Origin of the sequence: Enterococcus malodoratus ATCC 43197, assembly GCF_000407185.1 — a bacterium.
In the GTDB taxonomy this organism is placed as follows: domain Bacteria; phylum Bacillota; class Bacilli; order Lactobacillales; family Enterococcaceae; genus Enterococcus_A; species Enterococcus_A malodoratus.
The window spans coordinates 689,738-711,848 of sequence record NZ_KE136481.1; the positions used below are offsets into that span (position 1 = coordinate 689,738).

28 protein-coding genes are annotated in these 22,111 nt (G+C 38.6%); 2 read left to right on the forward strand and 26 right to left on the reverse strand.

What is annotated here, in order from left to right:
• Window position 1: 1 nt before the first annotated feature.
• The 21 genes from I585_RS03380 to I585_RS03480 all read right to left on the reverse strand — a co-directional run bounded on the left by I585_RS03380 (window position 2) and on the right by I585_RS03480 (window position 18,118).
• The gene (locus I585_RS03380; protein WP_010739632.1) at window positions 2-826 is read right to left on the reverse strand and encodes a phage tail family protein; all 825 of its coding nucleotides are present in this window, start codon (window positions 824-826) and stop codon (window positions 2-4) included.
• Window positions 827-5,494 carry a tape measure protein gene (locus I585_RS03385; RefSeq protein ID WP_010739633.1) on the reverse strand — a complete coding sequence of 1,556 codons (4,668 nt, stop codon included), beginning with the start codon at window positions 5,492-5,494 and terminating at the stop codon, window positions 827-829.
• Window positions 5,495-5,511: 17 nt separating this feature from the next.
• Window positions 5,512-6,141, reverse strand: a complete 630-nt coding sequence (locus I585_RS03390; RefSeq protein ID WP_010739634.1) for a Gp15 family bacteriophage protein — start codon at window positions 6,139-6,141, stop codon at window positions 5,512-5,514.
• Between the two features lie 5 nt (window positions 6,142-6,146).
• The gene (locus I585_RS03395) at window positions 6,147-6,596 is read right to left on the reverse strand and encodes a hypothetical protein (RefSeq protein WP_010739635.1); all 450 of its coding nucleotides are present in this window, start codon (window positions 6,594-6,596) and stop codon (window positions 6,147-6,149) included.
• 43 nt (window positions 6,597-6,639) lie between these two features.
• On the reverse strand, window positions 6,640-6,837 hold the full coding sequence (locus I585_RS03400) for a hypothetical protein (RefSeq protein ID WP_010739636.1): 198 nt from the start codon (window positions 6,835-6,837) through the stop codon (window positions 6,640-6,642).
• Window positions 6,838-6,916: 79 nt separating this feature from the next.
• Window positions 6,917-7,408: a phage tail tube protein gene (locus I585_RS03405; protein WP_010739637.1), complete on the reverse strand. Its 492-nt coding sequence runs from the start codon at window positions 7,406-7,408 to the stop codon at window positions 6,917-6,919.
• Between the two features lie 12 nt (window positions 7,409-7,420).
• A complete protein-coding gene (locus tag I585_RS03410; protein ID WP_010739638.1) occupies window positions 7,421-7,813 on the reverse strand; it encodes a phage tail terminator protein in 393 nt (130 codons plus the stop codon).
• Window positions 7,813-8,148 (reverse strand): minor capsid protein, encoded by a 336-nt coding sequence (locus I585_RS03415; protein ID WP_010739639.1) that lies wholly within the window; start codon window positions 8,146-8,148, stop codon window positions 7,813-7,815. Before I585_RS03415 ends, I585_RS03410 begins: the two co-directional genes overlap by 1 nt.
• The gene (locus I585_RS03420; protein ID WP_010739640.1) at window positions 8,148-8,495 is read right to left on the reverse strand and encodes a putative minor capsid protein; all 348 of its coding nucleotides are present in this window, start codon (window positions 8,493-8,495) and stop codon (window positions 8,148-8,150) included. The genes I585_RS03415 and I585_RS03420 overlap by 1 nt, the downstream gene beginning before the upstream one ends.
• Entirely contained in the window at window positions 8,492-8,887 is a 396-nt protein-coding gene (locus I585_RS03425) for a hypothetical protein (protein WP_010739641.1), read from the reverse strand. The genes I585_RS03420 and I585_RS03425 overlap by 4 nt, the downstream gene beginning before the upstream one ends.
• A 76-nt stretch (window positions 8,888-8,963) precedes the next feature.
• Window positions 8,964-9,836: a hypothetical protein gene (locus tag I585_RS03430; RefSeq protein ID WP_010739642.1), complete on the reverse strand. Its 873-nt coding sequence runs from the start codon at window positions 9,834-9,836 to the stop codon at window positions 8,964-8,966.
• 17 nt (window positions 9,837-9,853) lie between these two features.
• A complete protein-coding gene (locus I585_RS03435) occupies window positions 9,854-10,429 on the reverse strand; it encodes a phage scaffolding protein (RefSeq protein ID WP_010739643.1) in 576 nt (191 codons plus the stop codon).
• A 92-nt stretch (window positions 10,430-10,521) separates the two neighbouring features.
• A complete protein-coding gene (locus tag I585_RS03440) occupies window positions 10,522-10,743 on the reverse strand; it encodes a hypothetical protein (protein ID WP_010739644.1) in 222 nt (73 codons plus the stop codon).
• Window positions 10,744-10,971, reverse strand: a complete 228-nt coding sequence (locus I585_RS03445; RefSeq protein WP_034708322.1) for a hypothetical protein — start codon at window positions 10,969-10,971, stop codon at window positions 10,744-10,746.
• A 15-nt stretch (window positions 10,972-10,986) separates the two neighbouring features.
• Complete coding sequence (locus I585_RS03450) at window positions 10,987-12,126, reverse strand: phage minor capsid protein (protein ID WP_010739646.1); 1,140 nt, start codon at window positions 12,124-12,126, stop codon at window positions 10,987-10,989.
• Between the two features lie 2 nt (window positions 12,127-12,128).
• Complete coding sequence (locus I585_RS03455) at window positions 12,129-13,691, reverse strand: phage portal protein (RefSeq protein WP_010739647.1); 1,563 nt, start codon at window positions 13,689-13,691, stop codon at window positions 12,129-12,131.
• Window positions 13,685-15,010, reverse strand: a complete 1,326-nt coding sequence (locus I585_RS03460; RefSeq protein ID WP_010739648.1) for a PBSX family phage terminase large subunit — start codon at window positions 15,008-15,010, stop codon at window positions 13,685-13,687. Before I585_RS03460 ends, I585_RS03455 begins: the two co-directional genes overlap by 7 nt.
• Window positions 14,976-15,785, reverse strand: a complete 810-nt coding sequence (terS, locus tag I585_RS03465) for a phage terminase small subunit (protein WP_010739649.1) — start codon at window positions 15,783-15,785, stop codon at window positions 14,976-14,978. Before terS ends, I585_RS03460 begins: the two co-directional genes overlap by 35 nt.
• A gap of 161 nt (window positions 15,786-15,946) precedes the next feature.
• Window positions 15,947-16,192 (reverse strand): hypothetical protein, encoded by a 246-nt coding sequence (locus I585_RS03470; RefSeq protein WP_010739650.1) that lies wholly within the window; start codon window positions 16,190-16,192, stop codon window positions 15,947-15,949.
• A gap of 1,112 nt (window positions 16,193-17,304) precedes the next feature.
• Window positions 17,305-17,721 carry an ArpU family phage packaging/lysis transcriptional regulator gene (locus tag I585_RS03475; protein ID WP_010739651.1) on the reverse strand — a complete coding sequence of 139 codons (417 nt, stop codon included), beginning with the start codon at window positions 17,719-17,721 and terminating at the stop codon, window positions 17,305-17,307.
• A gap of 196 nt (window positions 17,722-17,917) precedes the next feature.
• Window positions 17,918-18,118 (reverse strand): hypothetical protein, encoded by a 201-nt coding sequence (locus tag I585_RS03480; RefSeq protein ID WP_010739652.1) that lies wholly within the window; start codon window positions 18,116-18,118, stop codon window positions 17,918-17,920.
• A gap of 174 nt (window positions 18,119-18,292) precedes the next feature.
• On the opposite strand from I585_RS03480, the gene I585_RS03485 reads away from it, so the two are divergent.
• On the forward strand, window positions 18,293-19,252 hold the full coding sequence (locus tag I585_RS03485; protein ID WP_002330482.1) for an IS30 family transposase: 960 nt from the start codon (window positions 18,293-18,295) through the stop codon (window positions 19,250-19,252).
• 245 nt (window positions 19,253-19,497) lie between these two features.
• Here the strand turns inward: I585_RS03485 and I585_RS03495 are convergent, their stop codons facing one another.
• Together I585_RS03495 and I585_RS23335 are read right to left on the reverse strand one after the other, a co-directional pair.
• Complete coding sequence (locus I585_RS03495; protein ID WP_010739653.1) at window positions 19,498-19,776, reverse strand: hypothetical protein; 279 nt, start codon at window positions 19,774-19,776, stop codon at window positions 19,498-19,500.
• Window positions 19,773-19,946 (reverse strand): hypothetical protein, encoded by a 174-nt coding sequence (locus I585_RS23335; protein ID WP_010739654.1) that lies wholly within the window; start codon window positions 19,944-19,946, stop codon window positions 19,773-19,775. The genes I585_RS03495 and I585_RS23335 overlap by 4 nt, the downstream gene beginning before the upstream one ends.
• 777 nt (window positions 19,947-20,723) lie before the next feature.
• Here I585_RS23335 and I585_RS03505 point away from each other — a divergent pair.
• A complete protein-coding gene (locus I585_RS03505) occupies window positions 20,724-21,134 on the forward strand; it encodes a hypothetical protein (protein WP_010739655.1) in 411 nt (136 codons plus the stop codon).
• Between the two features lie 103 nt (window positions 21,135-21,237).
• On the opposite strand, the gene I585_RS03510 is transcribed toward I585_RS03505, so the two are convergent.
• The 3 genes from I585_RS03510 to I585_RS03520 are packed head-to-tail and all read right to left on the reverse strand — an operon-like array spanning window position 21,238 to window position 22,098.
• Complete coding sequence (locus tag I585_RS03510; RefSeq protein ID WP_010739656.1) at window positions 21,238-21,459, reverse strand: hypothetical protein; 222 nt, start codon at window positions 21,457-21,459, stop codon at window positions 21,238-21,240.
• Window positions 21,456-21,737, reverse strand: coding sequence for a hypothetical protein (locus I585_RS03515; protein ID WP_010739657.1), 282 nt, complete (start codon window positions 21,735-21,737; stop codon window positions 21,456-21,458). Before I585_RS03515 ends, I585_RS03510 begins: the two co-directional genes overlap by 4 nt.
• Before the next feature lie 28 nt (window positions 21,738-21,765).
• On the reverse strand, window positions 21,766-22,098 hold the full coding sequence (locus tag I585_RS03520) for a nucleoside triphosphate pyrophosphohydrolase family protein (RefSeq protein ID WP_010739658.1): 333 nt from the start codon (window positions 22,096-22,098) through the stop codon (window positions 21,766-21,768).
• Between the last annotated feature and the right edge of the window lie 13 nt (window positions 22,099-22,111).

The following is a 22,111-nucleotide window of genomic DNA, read 5'->3' on the forward strand; positions in this document are numbered from 1 at the left end:
CCTACTTGTATAAGTAACGAAAATCCCAAAAAGATTTAACGTTAGCTACATTTTGAATTTCAATTTTGTTGATACCTTCGACTAGGGTGATTAATCCGTGATTTGTATCAATACCCCGACTAACACCGTTTAGTTTCGGGTATACACGATCTAAAGTGACTGTTTGCCCTAAGTTAGTAGAGAATTCAGGAAAATAGATGAATCTTTCCCCAGTAGTTCTATTAAAGATGGTTGCATTTCCTCCAGACTCACCTTGTAAAGTGATTTTTAAATACACTTCTCTAGGATCTACAGGAAAACTCCCAGCGTTAAAGATAGTAAAACGACTAGTTTCATGAGTATATTTATAATCTCCATCCACAAGTCCCTGACTGAATTGCCATTCATTATTCAGACTAAAATCAGATAGCGTTGAGGTAATCGATTCAGCGTACCCTTTAAACACATTAAAAGATACAGTGAAATGAGACATGAAAAACGCTTTTTTTGTAACCGATATACTGTCTAAAGACACCGGATAACGTTTTCCCGGCTCTTTCGAATAGATGAAATAGTATTCAGCTTCTCGAGAAAACAATTCTCTCAACTCAGTTTCTCTTAAAACGAGGTCGTCTAAAGTGCTGACCTTTAAATCAAAATCAAGCATGATTGGAAATGAATCAAATGAATGATTAACTAATCTTTGGCCGACGGATCCTTGAAATGATGTAAATTCATTTTTTGGGACTGGCATTCCAATGACAATTGAAGCAACTTTAATATCATGATCATTCGTCAAACAGTAATCACAATCACTAAATCTTAATAAGACATCTGTTTTTACCATCTAAGCCCTCCTTGCCATATATAGCTTACGTTTTAAAGTTCCCGCATTCGTTTGATCAACTGAATGTCCAACTTGTTTTCCATCCAAAATACTATTCACTTTAACTGGTCGTTCGTTAATCTTATTTATCAACTGATTCAAATCAGTTTGAGTCACAAAGCGACCGGTTGAGTTATTGTTTGAAGAATAGTTTTGAGAAGAAGGTGTTGGCTTATACTGTTCTCTAGCTGCTATCGCTTTTTGAATAAGCAAATCAGCACTGTCTTTAGCAGGATTGATAATAAATTCTTTAGCATAATTAGGATCTTCACCAATCCAAGCAAGAGTAGGACTATTTACTTCGCCTCCTTCGGCGAATCGCCTAGGGCCGTTCGGACTCCACCCGCCCATTGGATTAAATTCGGAACGCCATCGAGCATTATTAAAAAATGCCAATAGTTGATCATACCCACTAAAAATATTGCCATGACCTGGCATAGCGTATCTTGCAAATGTTTGCGGAATAAATTGAAGCAATCCTTTCGCTGGATTTCCCGATGCGGTATTTACATCCCATACGGCAGAGCTCTGAATTACTTTCTCATTTCCAGTTGATTCATGTTGAATCAGACTAAGAATATTCCTTATATCAGAGGCTGTTACGGATACCTTCATTTGTGCCGCTGCTGTACTGATAGCTTGATCCCACTTACCTTGAAAACTTTTGCCTGGTCCTCCGCCACCATCGCTCAGTTGCTTTATTCTTGCAAATCCTAATAAATCAGGTGCAGCATAAGGACTATAACCGATACCATTTCCAGGACCATAAGCATTAGGAGAAGAAGCATTAAACATTTCTCCAGGTTTTGTATACATTCCAACATGTCGACTTGCTCCAGGCCCGAAGAAAACCAAGTCGCCAGGACGCGCTTCTTTTTCGTTGATATGGTCTGTCGCTCCCCATTGATCTCCTGTGTAATGTGGGAATTGGATTCCGACTTGTTTTAACGCCCACATAATTAATCCAGAGCAGTCAAATGTGTCTGGACCTTCAGCTCCCCAAACATATTGTTTACCTTGTTGAGCCAACACGTATTTAATGAATTCGCCCCTGCTACCTGAACCACCTATTTCGCTCTGATACTTATCAAAAAGTTCTTGGACGTATTTGACAACATTGTCTTTAACGTAATTCAGTCCGCCTTTGGCTGTTTGAAACTCTGCGTTTCCTTCTCCTCCCAGTGAACCTAAGAATTTTGAAACGCCTAATTTATCTGTTATTGTTTCATACAATTTGTCAGCACCATCGCTAACGAAGTCAGCAGCATTTTCGGCTTTCTCTTTTACCCAGTCAGCAATGTTATTAATGGTCCCCCACACGCCATCCGCATGGGCAGGAAGTCCTTTTGTCATAGATAAGAACTGTTTCGATGCTTCGTGAGGTAAAATAGACGTACCTGCTTGTAAAGGTCTAATTTCGGGACCATTTACACCGACCGCGAAAATTCCCTTAGATGGATGATGCGCCATTTCAAACCCTTCTTCACCAACTAGCGCAATTTCATCTTCCGGTAATCCGCTTGTCCCTTTTGCATGGGCGCCAAATTTGAAATTTTTGAGACCTTTGCCCCAATCCTTGTTCAGTCCATTTATCAAACTACCTATACCGTGTGCGATCGCTTCAACAATACTTGACAGATTTCTTTTTAAGCCTTCCCAAGACCCCTGAACAGTTCTTGATTCATTTTGTGATGCACCAATATGTTCTCTAGCTTGCTCTTGAGCGTTTCTTACAACTGAATTTTTTTGCGCATTAATTTCTGAACTAACCCTATTTTTTTGATCACGTGCTTTTGAGGTTACTTTGCTGAATTGGTCATTCGCAGCATCTCTAGTCCCATCACGTTGCCTTCTTGCTTCTTTTACAACTTTCTCATACTGTTCTTGAGAAAGAGTACCCGTCTCGTCTCGTTGACGTTTAGCTGCTTTAACAGTCTCTTTGTACTTTTTGTCAGCCGCATTGATAATATCGTCCCGAGCTTTTCTTGCTGGTTTAACAGAGGCGTCGTATAGTTTGTCAGCTTCTTCTTGAGTGGCTTCTAAATCTTTAGCGTTTAATTTACCTTTTTGTTTACGTAGATGTTTAAGCAAATCTTCTTGTTCTTTAGCTCCGCTTTCAATTGCTTCGACCGCTTTTCCATTCATGGCAAATTGATAAGCTACATACTCCTTAACAAACTGTTTTCTTAGCTTGTTTAGTTCTTTATTTTTTTGCTTTTCACTCTTACTAGAATCGTTTTGAATTTCTTCAACCTTCTTGTAGTACTCGTTGACGGTCGTCTGCATTTTTATGAGCGCATCTTTTTTACTTTTTTTGGAAGCATCATTGTTTTCTTGTTCTTTTTTTAGGAGTTTGTCAGCTTCTTTACGTGTCATAACCCCTTGTTTAACAAGTAAATCTAGATCCTTTTTGGATCTTTTTTGTTTGCTGTCATAGTAATCATCGATGTCTTTGCCCATCTCTTCAAAAAGTTTGTCGGATTCTTTTTTTGCTTTTTGAGCACTCTTAGTATCAATTCCCATCTTAATAAGAAGTTTTTTGTTTAACTTGTTAATTGCAGGGGTAATCTTTTTGCTGATTTTCTTTTCGTCTATTTCGACCTCGATCTCAGCTTTTGTTTTTTCTACTTTAGGCTTCAATGGTTTTCCATTCAGAGACTTTTGAATGCTGTCTCCAAATCCCTCACCAAACTTGCTGCCAGCCCAAGCGCCTGCTGCGGCTCCAAGAGCTGTTCCGATACCGGGCAATATAGCTGTCCCTATTGCTGCACCTGCAGCAGTCCCTCCAACTGATCCAGCAAACCCGCCTACTTTCTGTCCTGTTGATCCTTCTTTAAAAAGTTCAGGGAGACTACCCAAAATACCAATAAATGGAACTAATTTTGATAACCCAGCAGTTAAGTTGGACAATTTAGCTAAACCGCTAAATCGCCCTAATAATCCAGCCGTAACAGCAGTTTCAGCTCCACCTATAGCAGCAGGCGCTACTGTTGTAGCCGTTTGAGCGACCGTTTCCGTCACTCCTGCTTTAGTGGCGTTTCCAAATCCTCCGCTTAAAAAGCTAGTGGCTTTTTCGACTGCAGTAAATTCAAGTAGAGATTTACGAGCTTGATTGATCATCGAAATGAATTCAAAACCTTTTTTTACTGCGAACATAGTCACAAGTGCTTTACCCAGTAATTCAACTTTATCTTTATTGTCAGCTAGATTTTCAATGATTTTATCCAACTGTTTAAGAGGATCTTTGATTTTCTTTGTATTACCATCGATCAAGCCGAACACATCTGCGACGGCAAGGAGAATATCCTTTCCTTGCTCCCAAGCGCCTGAGGCTAACGCTTTTGCTAAATCTTTAACGTTGCCTGTGATATTTCCAATCGTGGACTTGTTTCGATCCAAATAAGAAAAGACATCAGAAACATGTTGGAATAACCCGACAACAGAATCAGATGCACCGTTGATTATACCTGTAAGCTTATCTTTACCTAAATGCTTAATAATATCATTAATTCCGCCAACGATATTCGCTTGCAAATTTCCAATTGCCCCTTCAAAAGTTGTAGTTGTTTTAGCGGCTTGAATTGCGCCATCGTTCATTCCTAGTTTAGTAATTGCTTGGTTAAACTCATCAGCCGAAATCTCGCCTTTTTCCATTGCATCACGGAAATTACCTGTGTATGCACCGTTATCGACCATCGCTTTTTGTAACACGCCTGATGCACCAGGTATTGCATCTGCCAACTGATTCCAGTTTTCAGTAGTAAGTTTCCCTGCCCCAGCTGTTTGGGTAAGCATCATTGCTACTGCTTTAAATGTCTCAGCACTACCGCCTGCTTGGGCGTTTAAGTTCCCTGCTGCTTGAGTTAATTCGGTATAATTTTTAATACCGTTTGCCGCTAATTGAGCAGTTGTGTTAGAAACTGTAGAAAGGTCATATACAGTATCATCTGCATATTTTTGTACAATTTTAGTCGCTTCGTTGATCTCTTTTTCACCAAATCCACCTAGTTTCATAGTGGATTTAAATTTATCGATTGAGTCAGAGGCTTCTACAGATTCACCGATTAATTCACTAAAACTACCAGTGATTACTTGAATTGCATTAGAAGCAATGCCTGCAACGGCACCAATTGTCAGTTTATCTTTAAGGCTCATAAACTTCGATTCTGTTCTTTCTGCTGTACGTCCTAGCTCTTGAGTCTCGGTCTTCGCTTGAGTAGCATCTGCGTTCAATGTTGTATTTTTTTTATCAGGAACACCCGCTATTTCGCTTTTAATAGACTTTATTTTCAGACTAGCGCCATCGTTATCAGCTTTTAATTCTGTAATCTTGCTTTTGGGGATGTCCTTCAAGAACGCTTTGGTTTCTTTGATATCCCTTTCCGCATCTGAATTATCGGCTTTAATAGTGAACTTAACTGGTTTATCAAGAGTTTGGTCAACATCTTTTTTCATGGATTTAGCAATTGTTTCAATTTTTGCTGTCTCACTTTTGAACGAGTCGTCAATCTTTGATCCAGTATTCATACCAAGCTTAGTCAAAACATCATCCACAAAAGAAACATCGTTCTTGAATTTAGGTAAATTAGCCAGCATGACATCAATGTTAATCGTTGCATCTGCTCCCATATATGTACCTCCTCTCCTTATTTATTTGATTGTGCTTGAGCAGCTAACATATCGAACATGCTGCCTAATTGATTATCTAAGTTATCCACAGTTTTTTCGGACTCCAAAGCATAATACTGTTGCAACTCCAAAAGATTTGTCAGTGATTCTCCTTCTAATCCGCTAACTGTTCTAGATCGAATAGATAGAATTCGTTGAAATTGTGTTTTATCACTTAATCCGGCCAACAGTGATTTGAACGTAATGTAATGCATCTTCCCTCGTTCTTTCAGCAAATCAATTCCGTAATCAGAAAAAAAAGAGGCGTAAATTGCCCCTGCATCTTGCGTATAGGAGTACAATTTTTCAGGTTCAACACCTTCGAACCCAGAATCTCCGCTCTCTTCATTTCCGTATGGATTTCTCTGAATATAATTGCTGATATCTTCAACAGCCTTACTCTTTTGCTCGAAAGTAAAGGTTTTGGACAGCGTTTCATCTCCAAAATAAAATAGATCAAAAGCTTTATATATTTTCTCGAAGGATTGTAAACGATTGTCCTCCAATAGTTCGTAAAATTTCAGCACTGTATCAAAAGACAGATCCAAAGGGATTTCATGGTCTTCAATCAAAATGGTTGTTTCAAGATCATCAATTAAATCAAACAATTAAATCACTTCTTTTTATTGTTTTTATGTCGATTACTGTAATGTTTGTCGGCAGCTTTTTTGCGTTCGACCATTACTTTATCCAATTCTGTTCGAAGGAGACCAATAACGGTATTAACGGCTTTCGTACTTTGCCCATAATGCTCGTAAATACGTTTGCCTTCTCCTTCTCCTAAAACAACGTCAAGCGTCGCTAAAGCGCCATTCCTCATTGAGATCATTTCTTCTTGAGTAAATGATTTATATTGATCAGCAGTAGTAGTTTCCACACCATCTAACTTCTCAAGTTTGGATGCCATATCTCTCAATTGAACTGTTACATCAATATTCGCGTAATCAGAAAGCGCACAATCAATTTCGTCGGAAATTGAAATATCATAATTCTTACCAGCGATTTTCACTGTTTTAGTGAGTGCTAATTTAGCATCTAAGTCGATAATGTTATTAATAGCCATTTATGTTCCTCCTAAATTCAAATAAAAAAGGCTAACCGATTGGTTAACCTTCTTCTGTTTTAACTGTAAAAGCCGGGATATCAGTCGGAATTGACTTTGTGCCATTCTCAACTGCTACCGCAACATAATCACCTTTCTTAACTGCTGTTCCAGCAGCCAACCCAGTGATAGTCAATGGACTTGCTCCTGCTGGAACCACATTTGTTCCATCTTTTTTATTAATTTCAAAAGTTCGCGCCATTTTAAGCTTCCTTTCTATGTTAGTTCGATTACTGCCCCATCGGCTGTTGGTGTTATTTTCCCTACAACAGCCGGGCTAACTACTCCCCCGCTTTCACCAATGTAGGTTTGCCGTTGAAGGCTAACGTAAAGCTGAATGTTTGCTTAGCATTCGCAGCTCCACCAAAAGGCACGATAGCCGTCAATGTAACCACAGCTTGAACTTTGTTGCCTTTGGCATCCGTCCATTGAGCTAGTGTACGTAACTCATCCCCAATAGCTAAGAATTTGGCAGCAACAAAATCTTGCGCTTTATCGCCAAATACTCGATGTCCGGCAACTGCAAAGGTAATATTTTTACCTGTTACTGTTGAGTCAGTAAAACCTTCTCCATCGTAATATGGGGAAGCATCCGTTGTATCGGCCGCCGCAGGAGTGATGGTAGTAATACCTGCTGCTAAAAGTGCAAAATCCGCATTAGCAATTTCTGCGAGGTCTGTTTTCCCCGAAACATCGATCTCCACTTTGTTTTTGAAGTTTAGTAAAAATTCTTTTTTTGGTTCCTCGGCAAATTTTTGTAAATCCATTTTCATGTGTAATTCCTCCTAATTTTTAAATTGATGAATTGTGATTTTGATGCCTAGTAAATAAGTTGATATCCCTTGAACGTCCTGTTCGCTAACAAATGGCGTCTCACTTATTTCGATGCCTAAAAAGACAAAACTCTCATCCTCTGAATTCAGAGTTGAGAGCTCGTCTAAATGATTTGATATAAGCCATAATGTTTTGTTGGCTTTTTCTTGATCTTTTGTATTAAATCCTACTTCGTAAAGCATTTCTCTTTCTTTCGTGCCGTCAAAGTATTCTTCGACTGTTCGGCTACCCGGCATTGAATAAACGCAGAGTGTATCCTCTCCATCGAGGAACCCCATTGAGCACGGCATCGGAAGGCCCTGTATAGAATCTATCGAATCGGACAGTCTTTCCCATAAATCCATTACAGGTTTCCTCCTTTGATAAACGCTTTACGCCAAGCATTCATATGATTTGCTTTTGCCCTAAGATCCCAACGTCGACTTGTCCCTGGCGTTGTATAATTCTTAACCCTACTGCCGTTAACCATCCCTCTAAATTGAGGTTTAGCGTAAGGAACGGTGTATGTGATTCGGTTCTTATTAACAAAGGATTTGTCTCTTAAATTACCTTGTCTTTTCGGAGCATAAAGGTTCATATCTGGATGCATTTGCGCGGTCATATAGTAAAGTGCTGAATTGATGTTCATTACGGATAACTTGCGATCTACACCGCCGTTTTCAACCTTCACATAAAGCATTACAACACCTCCAGTTCATACGAGTAAACTTCATTGCTGAAAGGGTTACGATTATCTACGATCGTTGTGATGGTGTAGGTTTCGCCTTCAAAATCAAGTTCTGACCCAACATGGTTCTTATTGATCGCTGGCATTGGATCAGAAACACCACCAAATAGAAAAGCGATAGCGTTCGCTACCACTTGCCTATTGTTATTCGTACCACTATATACTGTCTGCGGTTGAAAGATCATGTTTTTAATCGTAATTGGATCGGAAAAAATAGGCTTCTGCCATTTGTCTTTCCCTTGTATTAGACGCAGCACAATGGATTGATTGCAGTACTCCTTTGGCATTAATGGAATCATCTATAATCAACTCCTTTGTAAAGAAGCCCTGTATAAATCAATTCGTTATACGCCTCTGTAGCAACCATCGTTCTACCGACCGTTGCTGCATTAGTATTTCCTGATTCAATGCGCATACGACCGACACTAACACTGGCAGGCGAAGCACTTAAAACCTCCGATAATGAAGTAACTCCAACGGATTTAAGGTATTCAATTTGAACAGCCATTGCGATTTTGAACTTGTCTACGCGATACTTGAAAGTATCAGCTGACAAAGAGTTTTTCATGTAAAAATCACCGGTAACACGATTTAGTTGGCGCTCAGCGTATGGTTCTAATTCGTCGAATACTTTTGCTTCAGCTACCTTGCTGAAGCCTAGGGACATATACTCGCTGTGAGTAAGGTACATAAAATCAATCCCTTCTAAGAAAGCGTGATTTTAGCCCCATCAGTTGTAGCTTCTACTTTTCCAACTTTCGCTGGGGCTACGCTTTTGGGGTTAAAGATACAGAAACTCCGTCTTTTTGTTTTTCTTTAATAAAGCAATCGTGGTACAGACGGTTTTGGTACAAGTACCCGTCGCCTTGAGAATGTTCGCCTGGAGCAAACAAGAAAACAGTGTTTTCTTTAACGATTGGAATAACTGATTGCTTAGCTACAACCAAGATATTAATGTCTTGCGCGTCAGCTGTAGCAGCGTATCCATCTGAAAAATTGTATTTTGTTTTAAAACAAGTATCGTCCCAAACCTCGACTAACAACACACCATCCAACGAAGTTACTCGGGATTCCAAGGCGGTTTGACCAACGTTTTGATTGGTAATGTTACGAGTGAACTCAGCAGATCGTTCTAGTGCATCCATTACCGTTGTTGATACAAACGCTACTAGGTTTTGTGGGCCGAATTTACGTGCTGGTAAAATAGCAGCTTTAATTGCAGAATAAGCATTTTTCTCAGTAATTGTTTCTTCCTTAGTCTTGCCTGCTCCTACAGCTAAAGTAGAGAAACGATAAGCATCAATTTCAGGTTGCACGTGTTCTGTAATAAATACATTCGAGATATTAGCTACTGCCAAATCTTGATTTGTTTCATCAACATCTTGTTTATCGATGTAAAACTCAACGTCACGGTCTTGACCCATTGTGTACACTTTTTTGTCGTTTCCATAGGTACCGCTGTTAAATCCTTTGTTACGCGTGTGATCTTTCAAACCTGATGTTGAAATAGTAGTAAGGGTGAATGATTTACCACCGTTTACTAATTCTACTTGTGGAACACCTAAGATAGTAGTTAACAGCCCTTGGGTGATTTTTTGATCGAAAATTCCATTGTCTTTTGTGATGTAATTAATTGCCATGTTTTATTCCCTCCAATTTAATTTTTGTTTGGCATGATTCCTAATGCTTTAGCAAAAGCATCTTCTTCAACGTTTTGCGCAGAACTAGCATTCCCAGAAAAGGTAGCCTTCTTACCGTCGGGATTAGGTGGAACCTGTTCAGATTGGCCAAATAAATAACCGTCGCTTTCTTTAAGCGCGGCCAGTTGGTCATCTAATCCTTTTAATCCATCCTCTGCTAATTCCAGTGACTCGCCATCTATTAAAGCTTTAGCAGCTTTAATATTCTTTGCCCCTGCTTGTGTTAGGGCTAAGTCGATTGCTGATGATTTCTTAATATCTGCAATCTGTTGCTCAGAATCGGTTTTGTTTTGGTCAAGACGCGTTTGTAAATCAGTCACTTTTTGTTCCAATTCTTCGTTCCCTTTTGACTTTGCTTTAAAGTCATCAAGCTCACTTTGATTTTTGTCTAATTGCTCTTGATACTGAGTCGCTTGCTGTTCCGCGGTAGACACCTTGCTGTTCAGTTCGTTTACAGTTACGCCATGTAAAGCCATTACTGATCCAATCTGTTCGTCTGTTAAACCTAATTCTTTCAGTTCTTCACGTTTCATTTCATTCATCCTTTCGTTGTTTAACGAGGCTACGCCCTCGATGGATTGAACAGTTTAACGCCGTATTCGGGGCAAAATAAAAAGTCCTATTTCTAGGACTGCATATCATCAATTATTTGCATTTTTCCAACTTCCATCATTCCTATTATCGGAAAAGTCCCTTCTTGGCTAAAAAATGTTTCAACTCTTCCGGAAGGGTACTGCACTGTAACGCATATTTGCTCGAAGTCCTTAGCATCATCAAATACCCATTTCAAAAATTCTTCGTTCGTTTGCCCACGTTCTTTTCTTCTTTTCGCTTGTTTGAAGTCCACTTATTTAGCCTCCCCTTTAGGAATACCAATTACTAACCCATCTATCTCTATCTCTTTAGGTCTATATTCAAGAGATACAGTGGGATATTCAAAAGCACCAGCCTCAATCTTGATGTTTATCAAACGTTTATCATCGATTGGTTCACCATCAACTAAAATGTCGTAATTTCCGGTGTGCATTACATCTCCTTGAGCTACCCTTTTCTTTTTGATGGTCAATTTTTTCAAAATGCATCAATCCTTTCAGTCTGAATAAACCTGTTCTCTACTGTAATCACGGACCAAGAACTCATTGTCATTAATAAGTTCTCTTAATTGTTTCTGCTTGTTAGAAATCACTTGCTTACACATTTGTACAGTTTCGGGGTCTTCTAATTCTAACGCCGCATTCATTCGCTTCTTCTGGTAACGAATATCACGCTCTAATCTTCTTTGCTTCTGCTGGATCTCAGCATTTCTTTGTACTTCTTCTGGATCATATCGCGGCTGATTGTTTGTGTTCACATCAGGACGGCCAGGATAAAGAATATGTGTACAGTTAATTCCTTGCGTTCCGCTTGGCTCGCCGTAACCATGATCATAAATAGAGGGTAGATGTCTGAATTCTTCTGGCGCTTCATTTTTCGGCACAGTCAACACCCAACCGCCTTGTATCGGCGCACACGCTTCACGGGCTGCTGGATGACTACTCATTAATGCAGTCACACAGTCAAAGTCTTCCATTCGTTGCAATCGTAAATCGTTGAATGTTCTGTGTGAGGTGGATTGAATCACTGTTCTCGAGTAAGCCTCCATCGACCACTCACGACCTGCTTTATCAACGAACCCTGATTTGATTCCCATATCAACCATTTTGTAGACGTTATCTCTAATGGCTTTCTCGTGCGTTTTAAGACCCGCCATGGATTCTAGGGTAGATTGTTTAAGAATTGCTTGATAGGCTCGCATTACAGCGTTCTCGTTGAAATTCGTAGTGATTAACGTTTGATTGACATTGTTGTTTAAATCTTTGAACGTTTGACGAACCAAAGAGTCTAGAATTTTGTTTACGTCGTCAGATACAGGAACACTTTTATGGACCATTCGTTCTAACTCTCGATCAATTTCATTAACTACTTTTACGCCGTTACCTTTGATTAATTGTTCGATTGCTTCTTGTGTTTCTCCTGTGTAACTAGCCAAAAGATTAATAATATTCTCGTTAAGCACACCCATTTTTGATAGTTGCTTAGCTTGCCATAGTAATACATCTTCTTTTTCAACATTATCAAAGCGAGATTGTTTTAACGCTTTAATGATTATGTTAAAAATTCGGTCTTCAAGTTCTGAATAAATATTAGTGATTGAATCCGCATCGCGCTGCATTTTATCCGGTGTAATCATAATTAATCACCTAAATCAAACAGCGCATCTTGGCTGCGACGCTCACTTGATCCTGCTTCCGGCAGCTCCTCTTTCAGTGAAGACAACCAGTCTTCCAATTCTTCTTCGTTTAGGTTGTAGTTGCGAATAAGAAACTGTTTCTTAGGCATTACACCAGCTGTAACAGCTTTTAGGTCATTCTCCAACTGTTTATCGCGATCGACAAATATACCATCCTCAAAACTAACTATTACTAAATAACTATCATATTCAATAGAGAATAGCGGTTTCTCACTTTCAAACATTTCTCCGTATCCTGCAAGTTCAAAAATAGAATGAATAAGCTCATTGATAACTTTTTCAACCATAGTCAAATAGCTTGAACGTGTCTGATAAGTCATGGAATTGTTAGAAACAATCTCAGTGGCCGTTTTAATGCCGTCGTCTGCATAGTTCATCGAACCCACTGACAAACCAACCTGAACCTCGAACTCTTTAATCAGATGGCTAATAGCATCCTTATATTGAACGGTTCGAATAGGTGTAGTGATGTCCTGCACCCCTACTTTCTCAAGTGCACCGTATACACCAGCGAATACGTTCTGGTCCGTGTCGAACATTGGTGGGTGTGTCTCATCCGTTTTAAGGAATTCCGCTGGCACAACAACACGCCGCTGCCCTAACTGAATTTCCCAAGCAAACTGATCGTGTGTTGTGTTAATCGTATCTAAAATCTCTTTTGAGTTATCCACAATGCCGGCACCTAATGGGCTCTCTAACGATTTATTGTTAGCTCCAGGCGTTCTGAAGTAAGCAAAAAGCGGTCTCTTCAAGCCTTCTAGTGTGACTGTTTCAGCTAAGTCAGGATATAGAATCGACAGTGGAACTTGCTTTCCAACAACGTTACTGTTGTCAGATTTGTAAAGCTCATTACTGATAACATACTTTTCGTCTTGCCACTCATGAAATTCGAGGAGCGTGTAGTAGTAATTTGTGTCACCTTCAGTTTGAATTGATTTAGTAGCAATAGCACACTCACTAACTTCGTTTGTATTTGAACGTAACGGGTAAAACTGATCTGCACGAATCCACGAGATTTTAATCTTATCTCCATCAACGTAAGGCCGCATAGCGAATCCTCCTGCAGCGATACCTTTCTCAAGATTCAATTCGAATAAATTATAGAAATTGTTGTCGTATAATGTTTGTTCCAAAAATTCAGATGCTTCTTTAATCTCTTTAGAAACATCCTTTCTATCATTTGGATCGTTCAGCGTAACTTTACATTTTTCATTGAAAATGATACTAGCCAATCGCCTCGCAGCAGTCTTAGTCACGTTCAATGATTTAAATTCTCGTTTTTTATTGTCGCCAAATGAACTTTTATAGTTGATATCCGGAAATAAATTAGCATAATATTTGAAGTTCTCCGCTATTCGAACGTATTCCCGCGAATCAATCCCAATTTTTGGGTGATCAGTGATCTTCGCTATATCTTTTCCGTTAACGCTCATGTTCACACTATCAACTCCTCTCTTGAACATATTTTTGATTGTTTGAATTACTCCCATGATTTCACCTACCATTTCAGACCTAGATCGCTGAGATTATCTTTTACAAAGTATTGAAACTGGTCACATGTATGATCATCAATTTTGATAACTTTTGGGTCGTCAGACTGCAATGTATCTTCATCCCACCGATAATCCCTGTGCTCTTTAATAAATATTTTGTTGGCTTCTGTATCCAAATAAAAAAACCTACCCTGAGCGAGTAAGTTTTGTACATAGTCAATCATGTCAACCTTCTTTGCTTTAGCAACGGGGTGGAAAGCTACCCCAAAGTCTTTATAATATTGATTCTTTAACGCGCCTTCCGCGGAATCAATCGTGATTTTATAAGCGAACTTGTTGTATTCCGTCTGACACTTTTCAATAAAATCATGTAGATCTTTTGCCAATTCATCGGGCGCTTTTTTATTTATCTTTCCATCTGGTGAATAGTAGTACGTGTCCAACAGAATCACATTGTTCTTTCTAGTGATGGCGTAGCAACCACACGTTGTAGCTGATATTTGATGCCCACTATCAATGGAAAAACAAATTTGAGTAATATAGTCATCTTCTGGTAATTCGTCCAAAGAGTTAAAATGAGTCATATTATATATAAGAGTACCAAGACCAATTACTTCACCTAAATAAAGCCACTTGTAATAGTCTTCGTCATTGTCACGATAAGTTTGAATGAGTTTTAATTGTTGTGATTCGGTAAAACCCAATTCATCATCTAAGTAAGTTGAATGGTCTACTAAATGATCATCCAATTCTTTGCATTTCTCTACCCATTCGTTTACCCAGTCATAAGGATTCTTAGGAGGATTCCATGAATAGTAAACTTTTACTTGATCTACCCATTCAGAACGCTGACGAATAAATGTAGCGTTGGTTTGGTCAAATACTTCACTACTCTGAAAATTAGCAGCTTCTTCATACCACAGTGAGATAATATCGCCGATAGCATTAGATTTAAGCTTCAAAGGATCATCAACCCCATAGAAGTAAAACGCCGATCCAGTCCTCTTATGAATAATAGTCAACGGTGACATTCGGTATCTGAACTCATTTGCAACGCCCAACATATTTAAAGCCCACTTGATTTGCAAATATACAGCATCACGCAAATATTTATGCTGACTCATCATGCAAACTACATTGACTTTATGCTTTGCTTGCGTATGTTTCTTCATTTCAGTCGCAAGTTTTAAGCTGATAACTGACGACTTAAATGACCCACGCCCACCTTTCATTAAGATATATGGACACCGTGTGTGCCACATCTTATAAAAATGAGGGTTAATCATTCCAGTTAGTTTAATCTGAGGCTTCGTCTTGGCTTTCAGCGCCATTCGAATCCACCTCTCTTTCAATTATCGGAATATCATCAATAATTACCGTCTGTTCTTCTGTTGGATCATAGCCGTCATCTAACTGCTTCAATTGAGCTTTTGCTAAGTCAACCTGAGCGCTCATCAATTCTAGTTTCTTACGTCGTTCATCTTGCTCATCTGCAATTAAAACGAACTGTTTAATTAAATTTGCAAGAGTTGCCATAGCCCGTGATTGAGCGTTCATAAAGTTCGCTTGCTTGTCCCAGGCGTATTGAAACTGACGAGTTACTTTAGTTTGTATGGGTTTGCCAGTGTCACGATCGATAAACATAGGGCTCACTTCCGCACTAGTAATATCTTCTGTATGATCAAATTCAGATCGAACATTCATTATTTTTTGAGATCTTATGATGGCTGTGTACTGTATCATTATGTTATTCCAAAGGATGTCTGATGGTTCACTGGTATAAAGCTCCTGAATGATTTGTCTTGTATCGTCGGGGAGCCAGTTAGCAAACAAGCCGTGGCTCACAGCATTTTTATTTCTAGGCGGCGGTTTCCCTCCAGAATTTCCTTTCGCATTGTTATTGCCGCGCATTGAATCGTAACGCTCTTTTTGATTCGGAGCGCTCCGTTTCGTTTCGTCGTCCCATTTATCCTCAGATTTCCATTTTCTAACGGTTGATGCAGATACACCCAACTCTTCAGCGATATCTTTTAGAGGCTTCTTTTTATCTGATTCGAGCCATCTTTTATGCGCTTCATCGCGCAACGGATTCCGTTGTCTAGCCATCCATTTTCCACCACCTCGCTATCTGTGTTTGTTTTGAAAAACTTGTATTTATGTAGCTACCAGCCCGTTACGCTTGCCAAATAAACGTTTAATCCGATCTAGCACTTGTCTCATTATCTACACCTCCAAGGGCAAAATAAAAAGACCACTCAGATGAGGATCTATTTTTCAGTATTTTTGAACTCAATATTAAGACTCACTTGGAAGCTACCTCCTAAGTCACAGGTAGTGAAATCAACATCTGTTAATTCATCACCCTCAATCTGACTGATTAATTCCACTGCTCTGTCTAAAATTGCTTTTTGAATAAATGCCTTATCAATTTTTACTTCGAATTCTTTGTTCAAACCTGTAAGTCTAGCATTTTCGATAACTCCGCCTTTAATTGTTCCAGTTTGAATCCCCATTTAAATCAGCTCCTTATATTGTCCTGTAAGCGTTACAATGATATAATCCCTTTAGGGTGAATCCTTTAAAAGTTTGTTTTTCACTTGGCCATCGTGTAAACGGTGGTCTATTTTTTGTATTGAAATATCATTTCTGTAATGATAATATTTTTATACTTGTTACATTGAGGACTGTTGCGGAAACAGTAGCCCTCTTTTTTTGTGCAAAATAAAAACAGTCTCACGAGGAGACTGCTACTTCTTCAACTTCTTTTTCAATTGTTCTAATTTCTCAGCGTCGGACTTCTTAATGATTTCGGATAGTTTAAACATTTCATTCCTCCTCAAAATAAAAAAACGCTTAAGCGATCTTGATTATGTATTAAGCAACCTACACGAGCTTTCGCCATCCTACACCGCCTATCCTCGGTTGCTACACCATTAGTTTAAATTTCAGCTGGCACTAATGAGCCTACATCAATGCTCCCCTAACCTACAACTGAGAGCGTCTCACGTCTGAGATAGTGTTTTATGCCTTTTAACTGAGTCCCAGCACGCTGGTAAATGCAGCCAATCAATCGGCATCCGATAAGATTGATTGTTTCCGTAGGTTCTTTATTGACGTGATGAGGAGTCGAACCTCACGTTATCCTTTTCACCGCCGTAATGCGACTACACGTCCACCGGAGGAGCTACCTCCTAGCATATGCTTTCGGGTCGGATACTTAGCGTTGGCCAGTTTACTAAGTCCTCCCTAAGTCACTGGCAAGGAATCAAACCTTGCTCATCGGGAAAGAGTCGTCACCTGTCAATCCCTTAATAAGCTCCAACGCCCTACGTTTTTAGCATTGGCTACTTATGCGTTAATCCTTCCGCCACAGTGACATAAAGACGGCACGTGAAGTTTAAAGGAAGAGGAGCTATTCACTTCCTTCTATATTTTTGTGTGTGCCGTCAGATCGTTAAGAATAATTACGAGAAGAGGCTGTTCACCTCCTTCATATATTCTTTATTTGTTGCGGCCTGTGCAGCAGACCACAATTTATTTCAACAGCTAAACTGCTGTATCCATACTATTTCATAATATAATTCTAACACCTTTTTCCGAACAAAAAGGGCAGAAAAAGGGCAATTTATTTTGTCACGATTAATTTTCCATCTCTGTATACATCAGCGAACTCTAATAATGCTTCTGCTTTTAGATCTTTAATGCTGCGTTCTGAGTATCCTAGTTCTAATCCGATTGCAAAAGCGGTCAGTTTTTCATTTTCACAAAAGGTCATCGAGATGATTTCTTTGCTTATTCGTGAAATACGGTTTAACGCTGCGTTTATTTCGTTCAATTCATTTTCTGCATCCACTCTGATGCACGTAGCGTCTTCTGATTTATTTGTATATGAACTCGGCGTTCTCGGCATATCGCTTATAATTGGTGATCGCAAATTTATCTCGTCCTGTCCTGCGATCCTACTCAAACGACGGTATGAAGCTAGTATTCGTTTTGCTTTGAATTTTGTTTCTCTTACATCTATCTCTTCGAACAGTTCCAAGGCGATCGCTCCTATGCTATAATATTATGGATGAGATAACGTTTAGCACTGAGCGAAAGCTTGGTGTTTTTTTGTGATATAATCGTTGTGAGCTAGGCTTTTCCTTCAATGGGCGCAAGCATATTTCAACTAGCTCAGGGACTGTTATGTCGGGTAACAGTCCTTTTTAGAGCAGCCAGTGGTGGGCTGCTCTTTCTTATTTTTCAGAGTCACTTATTTTGATGCCGTTTATTTTAGCTTCAACATAAAGTCTGTTTAGAGTATTTCTCTCATTATTAATATATTTTTCTATGGACTCTCGAGCAGTTGGATTTTGTTTTGTTTTCAATTCTTCTTCAAGCGAGACAATCTTATCTTTTTGTAACGCTATTTGCGATCGAATCCTTCGATATATCATTTCTAAACCTCCTTTATTTGCGACGATTACGGAATTAATTTTCTATTTTTAAATTGATTATGGTATTCTTTTATTATGATACGCCGATTGTAAAATTAAGCTAGACAACTAAAAAAGCCATTTGTGCTACACTCAAAATAGTTCTGACCAAAGAATTATAAGGAGTGAGTACAAATGACCTATACCCATCTTACAACGGATGAACTTGTAATGATAGAGTCTTATTTCAAAATAAATCAATCTGTTGCGAAAACTGCGCATTGCTTGAATCGTTCAAGACAAACGATCCATAAAGTATACCTATTCTTCAAGCAAGGAAAATCAGCCTTAGAATACTATCAACAGTATAAGAAAAACAAATCAAACTGTGGTAGACGCCCGCTTGTTTTACCCGAGGAACAATCAGAATATATTCAAAGAAAGGTTGTTCAAGGATGGACACCCGATGTGATTGTTGGTCGTGCAGCGTTTCCTATTCGTTGTTCTGCTCGTACCATTTATCGTATGTTCAAAAAGGGGCTATTTAATCCTTCTGACTTACCGATGAAAGGCAAGCGTAAACCGAATGGACATCAAGAAAGGCGTGGAAAACAAGCTTTCCGCCGCTCTATTCATGAACGTGAAAAAGATTATAGCCAATTCTCAAATGAGTTTGGTCACCTTGAAGGTGACACTATCGTAGGTCTGAAACATAAAAGTGCTGTAATTACCTTAGTTGAACGATTATCAAAAGTTATCATCACATTGAAACCGTGTGGTAGACAAGCGATTGATATTGAAAAAAAATTAAATCATTGGTTTGAATCTGTACCGAAAAATCTATTCAAATCCATCACTTTTGATTGTGGAAAGGAATTTTCAAATTGGAAACAAATCAGTAATGCCAATGATATTGCCATTTATTTCGCTGATCCAGGAACGCCGTCTCAAAGAGGCCTAAACGAGAATTCTAACGGATTGTTACGTAGAGATGGTTTATTGAAATCTATGGATTTCAATTCAGTAGATGAATCTTTTATTCAATCTGTCACATCTAAACGAAATAATATTCCTAGAAAATCACTGGATTATCGAACACCTTTGGAAGTATTTTTGAGTTACGTAAGTATTGATGATTTGTCTAACTTAATTTGACAATTAAGAATATTAAAAAAAGGAGTGACCACTTTGAAAAAAAGATCTTTGCTAAATATTTTCCTTTTAATTGCCTTAGTTAATTTTGTTTGTTCCTTATTTTTAATATTCTCAAATGGCATTAGTACCATACTAAAGGTTGCTAGCTTTTTATTTTTTGTAAACTTTGTTTTGAATATGGTACTTGCCACAAAACGTTCTAAAGGCGAGATTTAAGGCTAATTTCTATTAGTCTTTTTTGTTTGCTATTGCTTCGATTGCCGGATCTCTTGTATATATTCTTCAATTTCTCTCCAGTAGTACTTACTGTCTTCTGGCATCAATGAGGCATCCCATGTGTAATAAGGTTTTGAGCGTCGAACAGTATACGTTTTATATCCCTCTTTCGGTTTCTTTTCTTTAAATATAAGTCCGACGAGTCTTCGTCTCCTGATCTTAGATCGATTGTCTCCTGAAAAAGATTTATTTCCAAACATACCTAAATACGTGAAAGCTTTTTCTGGTCCCCAAATCTTGTGTTTCATTCTGCCACCTCCAACAATTCTGGCTTAACTTCTAAAATGGTCGACTCATGAATTGGTGGGTAAGCGAGATTATGATCTGTGATCAAATCATATTTGCGCTCTCCACATTCGCAGTGACCGCACAAAACAACTTTTAACGTATGCTGCTCGATTAGTTCTTTTAGTTTCATTGGAAATATTCCTCCTTGCTACCGTTCGCGGTTGATTTCGAAAACGCTATCTTGTTAAAATATATTTGTCTTTTGAGAAGACAAAATATGTGCGCGAGCTAGGCTTCTTACCGATTAATTAGCTTCCCCATTCCCTAGCTCATGGACTGCCGTATCATACCGCGGTAGTCCTTTTTTGTGTTATAATTTAAACGAGCTAGGTTCTTCCTTTTTGATTTCATTAATCTGAAGCATATTTCAACTAGCTCAGAGACCTCCGACTTATCCCGGGGGTCTTTTTGTGCTAAAATACTCAAGTCTAGCGGAAACTAGACGAAAGCTCTTTTTCCGAATTAAATTTATCTTTTTAAAGTAAATCTAATTCATTGACCGTTGGAATCAGCCCAACGGTCTTTTTCTATGCAATCGCTTCGGTTACCGGAACTAAATTGCCGAAAACCTACATTTTCGATGGCCCTTTTCCTACATTTTCAATGGCCATCTTTTTTTACTTGTTAGGCTGAGTTCCCTACTCACCACACAAAAACTTTCTTCTCTGTTTCATCAAATTCAACTTCGCATGATTCATGAGTGTAAAATTCACCTATCCCCATTTCAGTTACATGGACTTCGAGGGATTTGTCTTCAATTTTTCTCTAACTCTTCAATTAATTCTTTGACTGTCAATTTCTAAACCTCCTCTATTGGCTGAGTTAGCCTGCTTTTTAATTACAATAGTTTTGAAAGTGCTTTATTTGATATAATCTTCTTATAAACTTAATAAGGAGGTGAAAAAAATTGGATAACAAAAAAATAATATTTTCAGAACTAGTTAGACAAGGCTTTATTTTTGCAAATAAGAGTCATAAAATACTGTTCCAAATTGAAAGTGATGACGATTTGATAAAAAAATTATCTGACCTTACTTGCGCATTAGCCTATCTAACTGAAGCTCATAGTCTTTATTGTGACGCTGAGGTATTTCTAAAAGACAATATTGAAACTTTGGACGATAGACCAGAATTTACGTCTCTAATTGATAAATTTAAAGTCTATAATCGCGAATTTTTGAATAATGTTAGAACCAACCATAGCCATCAATGGACTGATATAGAATTCCGAGCTTTCGCAGATAGTTTTCGTGATGCAGGAATTTTATTGAACATTGACGGTGTTCACTCATTTGTTGATTCTGCAAAAGAAGACTAGTCCTTAAGAATCTGCGTATGCAGATTCTTTTTTTGGCTTACTTATTGAAGTTTGACATGTTCAATCTTATTGATTTTTTCCTGCATAGGCGTGGTTAACGGAACTAATCTTTCATCCAAAACATCCACTTGATTAATTCTTCCTGCGTTCCATTGAAGTAGAGATTCAATTCTGCTCCAAAAATTATCAAAGCTCCTATAACAAACAGAATAGCCCCAAATACTCGCCAACCTTTTTCGCTTCTTTCGCTGGCATTAAATAAGGTGTATCCCAGAGCAGCTATTATGAAGCCGACTATGGTATAAATTATGGTTGTTGCAATCATTCGCTGTCCTCCACTGCTTCATAGGTTGCTTCAAAAATATCAGGCTTACATGGGTACAGCTCACCTTGTACTCCTTTGATCACATAATCTCCGGGTGTTACTAGCATGTTTCCTTCGAGCGTTTTGATATATAAGTCTCCTTGCCCTTCCCAAACGAACACGCCGTTCTCGTTTGCTTCCATTGCCCAATCTGGTGCATAAGGTGTGCCATCGGAATAAATCAAATCTCCGTCATACTGAAACGCTTCGATTACTACTGGTTTCTTTCTATATTTCATTATTTTTCCTCCTTGATAGTGGTCGTTACTAGAATTTCTTTCCGCCGTGCTTGTACGATCTGCTTTTATTAAATTCATGTTTTTGTTCAATAATGTCTTGCAGATCAATTCCATATCTTTCGCACATGTCCATGATACGAATAACGACATCGGCAAGTTCGGACGGCACTCCTTCGAGTTTTCCGTATACGCCTAAGTAGGTTTCGTTCAGTTCGCGACCGTTTCTAGACTCTTCAAGCGCTTCTGATAATTCCGAATGACAAAGAGCTACTAATGTGCCGAACTCTCTTTCTTCATCCCACCAACCATGCTTCACCGCGTTCTCATGTACTTCTATTTGTAATTGCTTAATTGTTTTCAAATCAAATCCTCCT